Source organism: Thauera aromatica, assembly GCF_023093595.1.
In the GTDB taxonomy this organism is placed as follows: Bacteria; Pseudomonadota; Gammaproteobacteria; order Burkholderiales; family Rhodocyclaceae; genus Thauera; species Thauera aromatica_A.
Genome location: NZ_JALLIK010000076.1, coordinates 1 through 12,751, shown reverse-complemented (window position 1 = coordinate 12,751; position 12,751 = coordinate 1). Strand labels below are relative to the sequence as shown.

The following is a 12,751-nucleotide window of genomic DNA, read 5'->3' as shown; positions in this document are numbered from 1 at the left end:
CACTTTAGCCCCGTTCACGCCGCGACGGGCAGGACGTGCGCATCCGGCGCTCCCACCCTTCCCGCCAGCGCCGGCCCCACAGCGCCTCCTTCACTCCATTTTTTCTTTCACTTCGGCGAGCAGGCGGCGGATTTCGGCGCGGCGGCCGGCATCGGCACTGGCGCGGTCGGGACGATCGGGCGCGGCGAGCGCCTTTTCGAGGGCGGCGCGCGCCTCGGGGTAGCGTTTCTGCCGGCGCAGGAAGTCGCCGTAGAAATAATTGGGATCGATCCCGTCCGGGTTGAGGGCGAGCGCCTTCTTCAGCAGGAGCTCGGCCTGCGCATCGTCGCCGAAGCCCAGCGGCCAGCCCGGAACCTGGTAGTAGAGGCTGCCCAGGCTGGTGTAGGCGGAGCCGTCGAGCGCCGCGGGGTCGAGCGCGAGCGCCTGCTCGAGCTCGGCTTTGGCCTGCTTGACCAGATCGAGCGCGCCGAGCCCGCCCTTGGCGCCGGCCCAGGTGCTGAGGATGATGCCGCGCCAGATGTGCAGCTCGGCGGCCTGCGGTTCATCGGCGAGCGCCTTCCCGGCCTCCCCGGCGAGTGCGGCGAAGGCAGTCTCGCGCTGCTTTTCCGGCAGCTGGTAGTGGATTTCGGCCCAGCGTTCCTGCAACTGGTGGAGCCGGGCGTGGCCGGCTTCGCCGAGGGCGAAGGCGGGCAGGCTGGCGCAGGCGAACAGGAGCGGAAACAGGCGGTAGAGGGGTTTCATCGGTTTTTTCCTTCAGAGCGGAGGCGGAGTGGAACGGGAGCGCGCACCGGCGGGACGGGCGAATTGCTTGACCACCGCCAGCTGGCGACGCAGCGCGCGATCGACGATGCGCGGCAGCACGGTGTTGAGACGGACGAAGAATTTTTCCGGCCAGCCCAGATAGAGCTCCTCGCGCTCGCGGCGGATCGCCTCGACGATGCGTGCGGCGACCGCGTCCGGATCGTCCATCGCGACCCCGAGCTGCGCGTTCATCGCCACCACGGGCGCGGCGTTCATCGCCGTGCGGGTCGCGCGCGGGGCGACGTAGAGCACCTTCACCCGGCTGTCGGCCAGTTCGCGGCGCAGCGCTTCGGAGAAGCCGCGCACGGCGAACTTGCTCGCGCAGTAGGCGGCGAACCCCGGATAGCCGATCGAGCCGAAGGTGGAGCCGAGGTTGACCAGCACGGCACGCGGCGCCTGGCGCAACACCGGCAGCAGACGCTGGGTGAGCTGCACGGTGGCGGTGACGTTGAGTCCGATCAGGTGGGCGATCGCCTCTTCGTCCTGGCTTTCGAGCAAGCCGAAGCGGTTGATCCCGGCCGCATTGATCAGGCAGTTCAGGCCATCACCGCGGCGCGCGGCGGCCAGCACCGCGTCGCGCCCGGCGCGCTCGCACAGATCGGCGCGGACACAATCGACCTGGCCGGGGTAGCGCTGCGCGAGCGCGGCGAAGGCCTCGGTCTCGCGCCCGACCAGCAGCACCCGGGCGCCGCCGGCGCACAGCCGTTCGGCCAGCGCCTGGCCGATGCCCCCGCTCGCACCGGTGAGCAGGGCACGACATTCGGAAAGTTGCATGACGGCCTCCTCAGGCGGACTGCGCCAGGGTGCGGAACAGGTCCGCGTACAGGCGGTAGACGACCTTCGCGGTATGGACCACCGCGGCCTGGTCGTCGGCGCAGTCGAGGCGGTTCATCAGCCGCTCGAAGAAGCGGATGTGTTCCTGGTCCAGACTGCCGTGGGAGTTCAGGTAGGTGAACGCCTGCACGGGCAGCTGCAGGCTGCGCTGCAGCGTGCCCGCGGCCCGGGTCGCGAGCGCGATGCTGGTGCCTTCGAGGACGTTGACCATGCCGAAGAAGCTCACCGGGTTGTGGCGCGCGATGCGGTCGTAGACGTAGGCGACCATCAGCTCGGTGGCCAGCGCCGGCTGGCCATGGCGCACGGCGTCGGCGTCGGCGCCGCAGGCGGCGATGTCGGCGAGGATCCATTCCTGGTGGCCGGACTCCTCGCCGATGTACTCGGCGACCGCTTCGCGCAGCCATTCCAGGCGCTCGGGCAGGCGCGCGCCGCAGGCCATCAGCAGGGGCACGGTGTGCTTGACGTGGTGGTAGGCCTCGGTCAGGAAGGCGACATAGCGGTCACGACCGACCGTGCCGGCGAGCGCCTGGCGGATGATCGGCGCATCGAACAGGTATTCGCGCTCGGCGGCGGTCTGTCGTTGCAGCTGGTCAAAGAAGTTCATGCACGGACCTCATCGGCGGGGACGGACAGGAGGGCGGCGATCGCCGCCCGGTAGTGTTGCCGCAGCGCATCGCGGCGCAGGCGGCCGTTGGCGGTGGCGAGCCCGTTGGCGGCGCCGAACGGCGCGGTGGCGCGCAGCCAGCGGTGGGCGCGGGCGTAATCGGGGAGGGCGGCATTGGCCGCACCGACGGCCGCCTCGAGCGCGGCGTCGGTGCAGTCGGCGGCGCGGGGCACGAGGACGGCGACGTTGTGCGCGAGGGCCTCGCCATGGACCCAGGCCTGGGCGATCGCAGGCTGCTGGGCGAGTTCGGCCTCGACCCACTCCGGGTTGACGTTGCGTCCGAAGGCGGTGATGAACTGATGCTTCTTGCGCCCGTGCACCACCAGGAAACCGTCCTCGAAGTGACCCAGATCACCGGTCGCCTGCCACTCGTCGCCAGCCTGCCACCCGCCGGCGCCTGCCGCTTCGCCCAGGTAGCCGAGCATGCGCGCCCCGCGCACCTGGATTTCGCCGTCTTCGCCGAGCCGCAGCCGGACATGCGCCAGCGGCTGGCCGACGGAGCCGATACGCCGCGCCCGGGGCGTGTTCAGGCACACCACCGAAGCGCATTCGGACAGGCCGTAGCCCTCAAACACCGGCAGCCCCAGGGCCTCGGCGCGGCGCAGCAGCTGCGCTGCCACCCGGCCGCCGCCGACGGCGATGAAGCGCAGGCTGTCGGGCAGCGCCCGGCCGTGCTCGGCCGCGCCCACCAGGACCTGCAGCAGCTGGGGGAGCAGGATCAGGCTGTGCGGGCGGGCCGCAGCGAGGCTGTCGAGCAGGCGCGCCGGATCCAGCCCGCTGGCGCCGTGGAGGCCGATCTCGGCAAGGGGAGCGAGCACCACGCAGGCACCGGCCAGGAGCGGCGCGTAGACGCCGGCGATGTTCTCCAGCAGGGTCGCCAGCGGCAGCACGCACAGATGGCGCTGCACGCCGTCCGCCTGGGCGAGCACGCTCAGGCTGCGCGCCACCCCGAGTTGGGCCTCACCGTCCAGGCACACCCCCTTGGGCTGGCCGGTGGTACCGGAGGTGTAGGTGATCTTCACCGTACCGCGCGGCACCTCCACCGCCGCGGGCGGGCGGCGCTGGAAGATCCCCGGCTGCCGTTCGCCGAAGCCGGCGTCGGCGAGCCACGCCGGCAGCGGGCCGATCCAGGTGTCGATGCCCGCGCTGTCGATGACGTGGCGCTGCTGGGCGGGAGAAAAGAAGCCCGGCACGGGCACGCAGATCCGCCCGCCGAACAGCAGCGCCAGCTCCCACAGCACCCAATCGATGCCGTTGTCCAGGCTCAGGGCGACCCGTGCGGCGCCCAGCCCGGCGAGCTCGGCGCTGCGCTGGGCGACGACTTGGTCGAGGTCGGCGTAGCGCAGCGTGAGCGCCCCGCACTGCAGCGCCGGGCGTTCCCCGTAAGCGGCGATCGCCCGCCGCAAGGCGTCAACGGCCGGCGACATGCGCCCCCTCCCCCCCGCAGGGCAGGAACCGGCGGCCCGGCGCCAGGGCGGCGCCGGCGCGCAGCGGGTGCGCCGCCCCGTGCGCGATCTCGCCAGCCATCACCTGCGGGCAGCGCTCGTAGTAGCTGCCCCATTCCCGCGCCTCCTCTCCCATGCAGACAGGATCGGCCGGACCCAGCGTCCGCAGTGCCAGGCCGAGGCGCTGAAAGCTGTTGCGCAGCGCCGGCGTCGCGGTGAATACCACCCAGCGAAAACCCTGCGCCGCCAGCATCCCGCTCAGGGCGAGGATCAGCAGCCGGGCTGCGCCCGCCCCGCGGGCCGCGAGGTTGCCGACTTCGACGATGTCGCGGCGGGCCGCGGCGACGCCGCATCGATCGAGGAGGACCTGCTCGATCGGCCGCTCGAGGTAGCGCTCGAGGAACAGCGCTTCGGCATCCGCGGCGCGCGTGCCGAGCGCACCGTACAGGCGGCCGTCGTCACTCTCGAGCCCGTACAGGCAGGGCATGAAGTGGCGCACCCGGGCGTCATAGTGCGCAGCGAAACGGGCGCGGATGAAGGCTTCGACCGCGCTGCGCTGCGCGTCGGTGCGCACCGGAACCAGGGCCAGGCGGCGCGGCAGGGCGGCGCCGTGGTGCGCCAGCGGCGCCGGCAGCGGAGGCAGTGCGGGATAGGCGTGCGGCCATTCCATGAGCGATCTCGATGAGGGAACCGGGGCCGATCCTGAGCGCCGAGGATTAAGCCGAGCTTAAGCGCTGCGGGCTGGAGTGCCCGCCCCACATCGGCCCACAGCCCCGCGCGCGCCCCACAGCCCCGCGCGCACCCTTTCCCGGGCCGCGCCCCACCTGCCACGGAGGCCGGCGGAACCGCTTAAGGCGAACTTAATGTTGCCGGCGAACACTGCGCCGTCATGAATACCGCCCGGCGACCGACCCCGCACACACCGCTTGTCGCCACGTCCGACCTCCCCGGAGCCCGTCACTGCCGATGAACATGCCCCCCTTCCATCCCGGCGAGCAGGCTGCCCAGCAGCGTTGGAACACCGCGTCCTGGTGGGACGAGGCCCGCCGCATGCGCCTGCTGTGGGACCACATCCCGGGCGAATTCCACGCCCGCCTGGAAAGCGCGCCGTTCTTCTTCCTCGCCACCAGCGCCGCCGACGGGCGCTGCGACTGCTCGTTCAAGGGCGGCGGGCCGGGCGTGGTGCGCATCCTCGATGCCAAACGCTTCGCCTTCGCCGATTTCGACGGCAACGGCGCCTTCATGAGTCTCGGCAACCTTCTCGCCAATCCCCATGTCGGCTGCCTGTTCATCGACTTCACCGACGGCGCTCGCCTGCGCGTCAACGGCAAGGCCCGCATCGTCGACGCCGGCGAAATGCTCGCCCTCTTCCCGGGCCACACCCGGGTGGTGGAGGTGAGCGTCGAGCAGGTCGTGCCCAACTGCCCCAAGCACATTCCCCACCTGGTACCCGCGTCATGAAACCGTCCCCCCTCCAGCAACCGCCCTCGAACGCGCGCTACCGTATCGCCGTCAACGCCGAATGGACGAGCAAGTGCAACGCGCTGTGCCCGATGTGCCCGCGCGAGTTGATCGAGCACCCGCAGCGGATGAGCCGGCAGACCTGGCAGCAGACGCTCGCGCGCCTGACGCCGGAGCAGGTGTTCCGCACCGTCATCGCCGGCTACGGCGAGGCGACCACGCACAAGCACTTCTTCGACTTCGTCGACGACCTCCGTGGCCACCCGGTGCGCTTCGACCTGGTCAGCAACGGCCATCTGCTCGACGCCGACAAGCTGCGCCACCTCGACGGCGCCATCGATCTGCTGATGGTGTCCTTTTCCAGCATCGACCCCGCCGTCTATCGCCGCGTTCACGTCAACCTCGACCACGCCCGCGTGATGGCCAACATCCAGGCCGCGCAGAAGCTGCTGCGCCACACCCGGCTCGCGATCAGCCTCACCCCGCTGGCCGAATGCCTGCCCTCGCTGCCGGCCACCATCGACTGGCTGCGCGCCCAGGGCGTCGCCACGCTGACGATGTCGCCGACGCTGTACAACCGCGGCGGCGGCCTGCACGCCGAAGCGCCGGCCGCAAAGACGGAAACGCTGCGCGCCACGATCCGCCGCCATCGCCTGCACTCGCAGGAATTCGACTTCATTCCGGGCATCCGCGACCTCTACCGGCAGTGGCGCAGCAACCGCTTCCGCTGCCTCGCGCGCAACGTCGATGTGTTCATCTCGTCCGCGGGGGAATACCTCTACTGCTACAACGACATCGGCCACCGCCACATCCTCGGCAACGTGGCGACGCACAGCATCGACACCGTCCTCGCCCAGCGCGAGCGCATGGCGCCGATCCCCGCCCTGTGCGACGGCTGCAATATGCGCCGGCGCTACGGCGTACTCGAAGTGCTGCAGACCGGGGCCGCCTTCGCCCGGAGCCGGCTCGCCCCCGCACGCGGCACCTGACACCGGCGCCGCACGGAGCCTCCCGCTCCTGCCGCCGGCGGGCGCAGACACGCCTCACCCGGCTCAGGCCGCGGGCAGCGTCAGCACCGCGCGCAGACCGCCCAGCGTCGACGTCCCGAGGGCGATGTCGCCGCCGTACAGGCGGGCGAGGTCGCGCACGATCGCCAGCCCGAGGCCGGAACCAGGGGTGTTCTCGTCGGCGCGCACGCCGCGCCCGAACACCGCTTCACGCACCGCCGGCGGCAGGCCGGGGCCGTCGTCGTCGATCGCCACTTCGAGCCGCCCGCCCTCCGCCGCCCGCGCCTCGACGCGGACGCGGTGCGCGGCCCACTTGCAGGCGTTGTCGAGCAGGTTGCCGAGCATCTCCTGCAGATCCTGAGCCTCGCCGCGGAACACGAGCGCGTCCGCGCAGCCGGCCGGCCCGATGTCCAGCCCCCGCCCCGCATGGACCTTGGCCATCAGCCGCAACAGGCCGTCGAGCGCCGGACGCAGCGGCGTGCGCTGGCCCGGAATGCCGGCCGCGGCAGCGGCCCGCGCCCGCGCCAGGTGGTAGTCGATCCGGGTGCGGGCGAGGCCGACCTGCTCAGCGACGAGGCGGGCGAGCGCGCCGTCCGCCTGCTCTCCTTCCGCCTGCGCGGCGGCATTGGCGAGCACGGTGAGCGGCGTCTTCAGCGCGTGCGCGAGGTTGCCGGCCTGGGTGCGGGCGCGCTCGACGATCTCGGCGTTGCGCACGAGCACGGCGTTGAATTCATCGACCAGGGGCTGGATCTCGGACGGGAAGGCGCCTTCGATCGCCCGGCTGCGGCCTTCGTGCACCGCGGCCAGCCCGCTGCGCAGGCGCGCCAGCGGGCGCAGGCCGATCCGCACCTGGACCAGCGCCGCCGCCACCAGGCCGGCGCCAAGGAGGCCGAGGCCGAGCGCCAGCAGGCGGGTGAAGCGCGCCACCGGCTCGCCGATCAGGCCTTCGTCGGCGGCGACGATCAGGCGCAGCGCCGCCTGCGGCTGTTCGGCCGGGCGCAGCACCTGCTCGATCATGCGCAGCGGTGCGCCGTCCGGGCCATCGACACGGTGGGCGTGCTGCTCGCCGTCGGCGAGCGTATCGGCCGGCACCGCCAGCGCCACATCCCACAGCGAACGCGCGCGCAGCACGCCGATCGCCGGCACCGCCCCGTCGATCCGGTCCACCTGCCAGTACAGCCCGGAATACGGCCGGGCGAAGCGGGGATCGCTGAGCGGCGCCGTGAGCACGGCCTGCCCGTCGGCATCGAACACGAGGTTGGCGGCGAGCTGGTCGAGATGGGTGCGCAGTTCGACGTGGAACTGCTGCGCCACGTGGCGGCTGAACAGCGCGCCCAGCCCCCAGCCGGTAGCAGCAATCGCAAGCACGATCCACACCAGGGTGCCGACGAGCAGGCGCAGGCGCAGCGAACCGCGCCCGCCGGCAAGCACGGCGACCGGCTTCAGCGCGGACATGCGAGGCGGTAGCCGAGGCCGCGCACGGTCTCGATCAGCCCGGGCGGCAGCTTCTTGCGCAGGCGGGCGACGAAGACCTCGATCGTGTTCGAGTCGCGGTCGTAGTCCTGGGCATAGATGTGCTCGGTGAGGTCGGTGCGCGACACCACCTCGCCGGCGTGGTGCATCAGGTAGGACAGCACGCGGAATTCGTGGCTGGTCAGCGCCAGCGCCTGGCCGTCGACGGTGACCCGCCCGCCACGGGTGTCGAGCACGACCGCACCGCAGACGAGCTCCGCGCTCGCCTGCCCGGCTGCACGGCGGATCAGCGCGCGCACGCGGGCGAGCAGCTCTTCCATGTGGAAAGGCTTGGTCAGATAGTCGTCGGCGCCGGCGTCGATGCCGGCCACCTTCTCATGCCAGTCGCCGCGCGCGGTCAGGATCAGCACCGGCATCGCCCGCCCGCCGCCGCGCCAGCGCTTGAGCACGCTGAGGCCGTCCATCAGCGGCAGGCCGAGGTCGAGCACGACCGCATCGAAGGCCTCTTCCTCACCGAGGAAGCAGGCCTCGCGCCCGTCATGGGCGAGATCGACCGCATAGCCCGCCGCCGCCAGCGCCTGGCGCAGCTGCGCCGCCAGCGTGGGTTCGTCTTCCACCACCAGAATCCGCATCGCTTCGTCCTTTCCTTCCCGGCCTTTCCGTTCCCGCCGCCGGCGTCCTCAGTCTGCGCGCCGGCCGCCCGGATGCAGCTCGCGTCCCTCGGCAGCGTACAAGGTCCCGTCGTGCGCATCGAGCCTGAGCTTGACCACGGCACCGCCGGGGCGGATCAGCTTGATCTCGTAGAGCCAGGTGCCGTCCTCGCGTTCGAGCTCGACTTCGACGACCTGCCCCGGATAGTCGCGCTCGACCCGTTCGAGCACGGTGCGCAGCGGCAGCACCTCACCCGCCTCCAGCGCACGGCGCGCACGCTCGTGATCGCCTCCGCCGGCCACGGCCGCGAAGGAGGCGGCGAGCGCGAGCCCGGCAAGGAACCGGGCGACGGCCGGTAACGAACGCTTTGTCATCGGAAACCTCCTTGCCCCGGGTCGGCCGTGCCCGGCGGACGCACTCAGTGCGGCGCCGGCAGCGCCTGCCCGCCCGGATGATCGAACGAAGCGCCGTACAGCGCCAGATCCTCCACCCTTTCCGCCGGACATGCCCCGATCGAGGCAGGGCGACGGACTCCCGGTGGATGATCGCCATCGAGTCTGCGCACCGCCGGCTGAACCGCAGCTGAACGAACGGGGTGCCGCCCTCGCCTGCCGCCGCCGTGTCAGGCGCGCAGTTCGGCGGTGAGCTTGCCCAGGTCCAGCGTGCGCGCGCGCTGCTCGATCTCCCCCGCATAGTTCGCCTGCAGGCCGCGCGCCTGCTCGAACAGGCGGGCGAACATCGCCTTCAGGCCGGCGGCGTCGAGGCGGCGGCCTTCGCCGTAGTAGCGCAGCGCGACCTGGCCGATGGCGTAGGTGGTGGCGAAGGAGAACGCCGAGCCGGTGGCCTGGCTGCCGATCGCGCGGCCGAGCTTGCCGAAGGCCTTGCCGAACAGGCCGCCGACCAGCTTGCGCCCGAGCTGTTCGACGTACTGCCCGGTCATCCCCACCCCGGTGGTGGCGAGGAAGTCCTTGATGTGGCCGCGATCGAGCTCGTAGCCGTGGGCCTTGCCGATGCGATAGACGAGGCGGATCTGCAGCGGAATGATCGCCATCGAGGCCATCGACTGCGGCAGCAGCTCGAGGGCGCCGTTGAGGATCGAGGCGTTGAGGATCATGCGTTCGAGCTCGCCGCGGTCGATGGCGGCGGACGCCGGCGCAGGCGCCACGCCCTCGGCCTCGGCCTCCGGCGCCGCGGTCACCGGCGCCTGCGCCAGCGCTTCGGCCTCATCGACGAAACGCCCGGCCTCGCCGCGCTCGAGTCCAAGCAGGGCGGCGAGGCGCTCGAGGAAGGCGGCTTCCTGAGGATTGCGGCTACCGTCGGCTTCGCACACGCCGACCGCGAGCTCGAAGGCGAGCTGGCGCAGCGCCGCGCTGTCGAGCTCGGCGACCACGGCCTCGAGGCCGAGACGGCCGAGCAGCACGTCCTGGTACAGCGCGATGAAGTCGATCTCGACGTCGCGGCCGAGCGATTCGGCGACCTTGCGCACGTGTTCGCGCTCGCTGCCGTCCTGGGCACCGTCGGCGAAGGCGGCGATCAGGCACACGGCGACGATGGAACGGGCTTGGTGGGGATTCATGGGGGCTTCTCCTCTTCGATCGGTCGTCAATCGGCCGCCGGGTGGGCGGTGCGTACAGGCGCTCCAGCGCTCTGCGCAGCGTCGTCACCGGCGCCGGCCGGAGGCGAAAGTATGACCCGAAACATGAACCGGAAATGAACGCGCGCTTCAGCACCGGTTCAGCCCCGCCAGCGCAGGATGGCGCCACGGTCGAAAGAAAGACCGCGACCCACCGCAACAGGAGAAGCCATCATGCGTGCCACCTCTCTCATCGCCACCCTCCTCCTCGGCGCCGGCATCCTCGCCGGCGGCGCCGTACTCATCCCCGCCCTCGCCCAGAACGGCACCGGCAACGCCGTCGGCACTGCCGCCGCCACCGGCCAGGGCGACTGGCTGACGCTGCACGAGGTCCAGCTCAAGCTCGAAGCCCTCGGCTATCGCGAACTGACGAAGATCGAACGCGAAGACGACAAGTACGAAGTCAAGGCCACCGATGCGCAAGGACAGCGGGTGGAAATCAAGGTCGATCCAGTCACCGGCGCCGTCCTCGACACCGAAGTCAAGCGCAGCAAGGGCGACCGCAGCGACACCGACCAGGCCTCATGGCTGACGGTGCACCAGGTCCAGGTCAAGCTCGAAGCCACCGGCTACCGCGACATCGAAGAGATCGAGCGCGAACGCGACCACTACCAGGCGAAGGCCACCGATGCCCGAGGGCAGCGGGTGAAGCTGGCGATCGACCCCCACAGCGGCGACGTCCTCGACACCGGTATCAAGCGCAGCCGGCGCGACGACGACCGTAGTGCGGACGAACCCCGGACCCGGCTGAGCGTCGATCCTTACACCGGCGACGTCATCGAAGGCACTGCCGCCGAGCGCGCCACCAACCCCGCCGCCCCTGCCACCAAGTAAGCCCGCCCCCGCGGGGCGCCGCGCAACGCCGGCGCCCCGCCTTTTTCTGGAGCCACTGCCATGATTCCCGCCCTGTCGGCCTTCATCGGCCTCATCGTCCTTGCCTGGGGAGTGGGTGTCCCCGCCCTCGACTCCGCCGCCGGCGCCCTGCCCTGGGCGGTGCGCGAGCAGGCGCTTTACCTGAGCGGCCTGCTCGCGATCGGGCTGATGTCGCTGGCGATGGTGCTCGCCACCCGCCCGGCCTGGCTGGAACGCCCGCTCGGCGGGCTGGACCGCATCTTCCGCGTGCACAAGTGGGCCGGCATCCTGGCCGGCGTGTTCGCCGCGCTGCACTGGCTGATCGAGCTGTCCGACGACCTGATCAAGTCGCTCTTCGGCCGCGGCGAGCGCCCGCACGGGGAAGAATCCGGCGGCCTGCTCGACAACCTGCGCGAAGCCGGCGAGGAGCTCGGCGAGTTCGCCATCTACCTGATGCTGGCGATGGTCGTGCTCAGCCTGCTGAAGCGCTTCCCGTACAAATTCTGGCGCCATCTCCACCGCGCCATGCCGGTGCTCTACCTGATGCTCGCCTTCCATGCCGCGGTGCTCGCCCCGGTCGAATACTGGACCCAGCCCGCGGGTGCGCTGCTCGCCCTGCTGCTGGCTGCCGGCACGGTCGCTGCGGCGCTGTCGCTGGGCGGGCGGATCGGCCGCGAGCGCCGCGTGCACGGCGTGGTTACCGCCGTGTCTTCGCCCGCGCCCGACGTCACCGAAGTGGAATGCCGCCTCGACGGCGACTGGCGCGGGCACCGTGCCGGGCAGTTCGCCTTCGTCGGCTTCGAGCGCTTCGAAGGCGCCCACCCCTTCACCATCGCCAGCGCCGACCGCGGCGACCGCACGCTGCGCTTCCAGATCAAGGCCCTGGGCGACTACACCCGCCGGCTCTCGAGCCGGGTTGCGGTCGGACAGGCGGTCACCGTCGAAGGCCCCTACGGCCGCTTCGTCCTCGGCCGCCACGACCGCCAGGCACGCCAGATCTGGGTCGCCGGCGGGATCGGCATCACTCCCTTCCTCGCCTGGCTCGAGACCCTCCACACCCACCCGGACGAGGCGCCGGCCGCCGACCTGCATTACAGTACCCGCGATCGGGTCCGCGACCCCTTCGTCGCCCGCCTCGAAACCCTGTGCGCCGGGCTGCCTTCGGTGACGTTGCACATCCACGACAGCAACACGGACGGCCTGCTCACCGCCGAGCGCCTGTCCACGCTGCACGACGCGCGCCAGCGCGCCGAAGTCTGGTTCTGCGGGCCACGCGGATTCGCCGAGCAGCTGCGCACGGGGCTGGCCCGTGCCTGGGGGCGGCGGCTGCGCTTCCACCAGGAAGCGTTCGAGCTGCGCTGAAGCCGCCCCCCCGCCGCCCAAGCGGCGGGGCGGCGCAGAGGGGCCGGGCAGTCTCCCGCCTGACCGGCCCGCGCGCGTGCGGTACAACTCGGGCACCGAACCCTGACAGGAGTACAGGCCAAATTGAAGATCCTGCTCGTCGAAGACGATGAACTGCTCGGCGATGGCATCCAGGCCGGCCTCGAACAGGCCGGCTTCACCGTCGACTGGGCGCGCGACGGCAGCGCCGCGGCCCATGCCCTGGACACCGGCGCCTACCAGGCGGCGGTGCTCGACCTCGGCCTGCCGCGCCTGTCCGGGATGGACGTGCTGCGCCGCGCCCGCGCCACGGGGCTGCAGCTGCCGATCCTGATCCTGACCGCGCGCGACGCCCTCGCCGACCGCGTCGCCGGCCTCGATGCCGGCGCCGACGACTACGTCGTCAAGCCGTTCGAGCTGGCCGAACTGCAGGCCCGGCGTAACCGGTCACTGAGCGGCGTCCTTCTCGCTGCGTAGCCATCGTTGGACAATTCACGCCATGTTCAACGACGACGGGATTGGCAGTGACGGCATCGGCGGAGAGGCGCAA

At 71.5% G+C, this 12,751-nt stretch carries 14 protein-coding genes; 5 read left to right on the top strand and 9 right to left on the bottom strand.

Annotation, left to right across the window (positions count from 1 at the left end):
• Nucleotides 1–90: 90 nt before the first annotated feature.
• From MXC99_RS02520 to MXC99_RS02500, 5 genes are read right to left on the bottom strand one after another with little or no spacing between them, the layout of a single operon-like run.
• A complete protein-coding gene (locus MXC99_RS02520; RefSeq protein ID WP_247724037.1) occupies nucleotides 91–741 on the bottom strand; it encodes a tetratricopeptide repeat protein in 651 nt (216 codons plus the stop codon).
• Nucleotides 742–753: 12 nt separating this feature from the next.
• Entirely contained in the window at nucleotides 754–1,575 is an 822-nt protein-coding gene (locus MXC99_RS02515; protein ID WP_247724036.1) for an SDR family oxidoreductase, read from the bottom strand.
• A 10-nt stretch (nucleotides 1,576–1,585) separates the two neighbouring features.
• Nucleotides 1,586–2,239, bottom strand: a complete 654-nt coding sequence (locus MXC99_RS02510) for a TenA family transcriptional regulator (RefSeq protein ID WP_247724035.1) — start codon at nucleotides 2,237–2,239, stop codon at nucleotides 1,586–1,588.
• Complete coding sequence (locus MXC99_RS02505; protein WP_247724034.1) at nucleotides 2,236–3,726, bottom strand: AMP-binding protein; 1,491 nt, start codon at nucleotides 3,724–3,726, stop codon at nucleotides 2,236–2,238. The genes MXC99_RS02510 and MXC99_RS02505 overlap by 4 nt, the downstream gene beginning before the upstream one ends.
• Nucleotides 3,710–4,414, bottom strand: coding sequence for a thermostable hemolysin (locus MXC99_RS02500; RefSeq protein ID WP_247724033.1), 705 nt, complete (start codon nucleotides 4,412–4,414; stop codon nucleotides 3,710–3,712). The genes MXC99_RS02505 and MXC99_RS02500 overlap by 17 nt, the downstream gene beginning before the upstream one ends.
• 296 nt (nucleotides 4,415–4,710) lie before the next feature.
• On the opposite strand from MXC99_RS02500, the gene MXC99_RS02495 reads away from it, so the two are divergent.
• Both MXC99_RS02495 and MXC99_RS02490 read left to right on the top strand, forming a co-directional pair.
• Nucleotides 4,711–5,205, top strand: coding sequence for a pyridoxamine 5'-phosphate oxidase family protein (locus MXC99_RS02495; protein ID WP_247724032.1), 495 nt, complete (start codon nucleotides 4,711–4,713; stop codon nucleotides 5,203–5,205).
• Entirely contained in the window at nucleotides 5,202–6,194 is a 993-nt protein-coding gene (locus MXC99_RS02490) for a radical SAM protein (protein WP_247724031.1), read from the top strand. Before MXC99_RS02495 ends, MXC99_RS02490 begins: the two co-directional genes overlap by 4 nt.
• A gap of 63 nt (nucleotides 6,195–6,257) precedes the next feature.
• Here the strand turns inward: MXC99_RS02490 and MXC99_RS02485 are convergent, their stop codons facing one another.
• The 4 genes from MXC99_RS02485 to MXC99_RS02470 form a co-directional block, all read right to left on the bottom strand.
• On the bottom strand, nucleotides 6,258–7,667 hold the full coding sequence (locus tag MXC99_RS02485) for a sensor histidine kinase (protein WP_247724030.1): 1,410 nt from the start codon (nucleotides 7,665–7,667) through the stop codon (nucleotides 6,258–6,260).
• Complete coding sequence (locus MXC99_RS02480; RefSeq protein ID WP_075147521.1) at nucleotides 7,655–8,317, bottom strand: response regulator transcription factor; 663 nt, start codon at nucleotides 8,315–8,317, stop codon at nucleotides 7,655–7,657. The genes MXC99_RS02485 and MXC99_RS02480 overlap by 13 nt, the downstream gene beginning before the upstream one ends.
• A 48-nt stretch (nucleotides 8,318–8,365) precedes the next feature.
• Nucleotides 8,366–8,710 (bottom strand): PepSY domain-containing protein, encoded by a 345-nt coding sequence (locus MXC99_RS02475; protein WP_247724029.1) that lies wholly within the window; start codon nucleotides 8,708–8,710, stop codon nucleotides 8,366–8,368.
• 248 nt (nucleotides 8,711–8,958) lie between these two features.
• Entirely contained in the window at nucleotides 8,959–9,912 is a 954-nt protein-coding gene (locus MXC99_RS02470; RefSeq protein WP_247724028.1) for a YcjF family protein, read from the bottom strand.
• A gap of 231 nt (nucleotides 9,913–10,143) precedes the next feature.
• Here MXC99_RS02470 and MXC99_RS02465 point away from each other — a divergent pair, with 231 nt between their 5' ends.
• The 3 genes from MXC99_RS02465 to MXC99_RS02455 all read left to right on the top strand — a co-directional run bounded on the left by MXC99_RS02465 (nucleotide 10,144) and on the right by MXC99_RS02455 (nucleotide 12,678).
• Nucleotides 10,144–10,803 (top strand): PepSY domain-containing protein, encoded by a 660-nt coding sequence (locus MXC99_RS02465; RefSeq protein WP_247724027.1) that lies wholly within the window; start codon nucleotides 10,144–10,146, stop codon nucleotides 10,801–10,803.
• 60 nt (nucleotides 10,804–10,863) lie between these two features.
• Complete coding sequence (locus MXC99_RS02460) at nucleotides 10,864–12,183, top strand: ferredoxin reductase family protein (protein WP_247724026.1); 1,320 nt, start codon at nucleotides 10,864–10,866, stop codon at nucleotides 12,181–12,183.
• Nucleotides 12,184–12,306: 123 nt separating this feature from the next.
• Nucleotides 12,307–12,678 (top strand): response regulator, encoded by a 372-nt coding sequence (locus MXC99_RS02455; RefSeq protein ID WP_282100120.1) that lies wholly within the window; start codon nucleotides 12,307–12,309, stop codon nucleotides 12,676–12,678.
• Nucleotides 12,679–12,751 lie beyond the last annotated feature (73 nt).

What these genes read in the sequence shown, in the direction of transcription:
- MXC99_RS02520 (WP_247724037.1), bottom strand. Translation starts at nt 741, where the DNA reads ATGAAACCCCTCTACCGCCTGTTTCCGCTCCTGTTCGCCTGCGCCAGC.
- MXC99_RS02515 (WP_247724036.1), bottom strand. Translation starts at nt 1,575, where the DNA reads ATGCAACTTTCCGAATGTCGTGCCCTGCTCACCGGTGCGAGCGGGGGC.
- MXC99_RS02510 (WP_247724035.1), bottom strand. Translation starts at nt 2,239, where the DNA reads ATGAACTTCTTTGACCAGCTGCAACGACAGACCGCCGCCGAGCGCGAA.
- MXC99_RS02505 (WP_247724034.1), bottom strand. Translation starts at nt 3,726, where the DNA reads ATGTCGCCGGCCGTTGACGCCTTGCGGCGGGCGATCGCCGCTTACGGG.
- MXC99_RS02500 (WP_247724033.1), bottom strand. Translation starts at nt 4,414, where the DNA reads ATGGAATGGCCGCACGCCTATCCCGCACTGCCTCCGCTGCCGGCGCCG.
- MXC99_RS02495 (WP_247724032.1), top strand. Translation starts at nt 4,711, where the DNA reads ATGAACATGCCCCCCTTCCATCCCGGCGAGCAGGCTGCCCAGCAGCGT.
- MXC99_RS02490 (WP_247724031.1), top strand. Translation starts at nt 5,202, where the DNA reads ATGAAACCGTCCCCCCTCCAGCAACCGCCCTCGAACGCGCGCTACCGT.
- MXC99_RS02485 (WP_247724030.1), bottom strand. Translation starts at nt 7,667, where the DNA reads ATGTCCGCGCTGAAGCCGGTCGCCGTGCTTGCCGGCGGGCGCGGTTCG.
- MXC99_RS02480 (WP_075147521.1), bottom strand. Translation starts at nt 8,317, where the DNA reads ATGCGGATTCTGGTGGTGGAAGACGAACCCACGCTGGCGGCGCAGCTG.
- MXC99_RS02475 (WP_247724029.1), bottom strand. Translation starts at nt 8,710, where the DNA reads ATGACAAAGCGTTCGTTACCGGCCGTCGCCCGGTTCCTTGCCGGGCTC.
- MXC99_RS02470 (WP_247724028.1), bottom strand. Translation starts at nt 9,912, where the DNA reads ATGAATCCCCACCAAGCCCGTTCCATCGTCGCCGTGTGCCTGATCGCC.
- MXC99_RS02465 (WP_247724027.1), top strand. Translation starts at nt 10,144, where the DNA reads ATGCGTGCCACCTCTCTCATCGCCACCCTCCTCCTCGGCGCCGGCATC.
- MXC99_RS02460 (WP_247724026.1), top strand. Translation starts at nt 10,864, where the DNA reads ATGATTCCCGCCCTGTCGGCCTTCATCGGCCTCATCGTCCTTGCCTGG.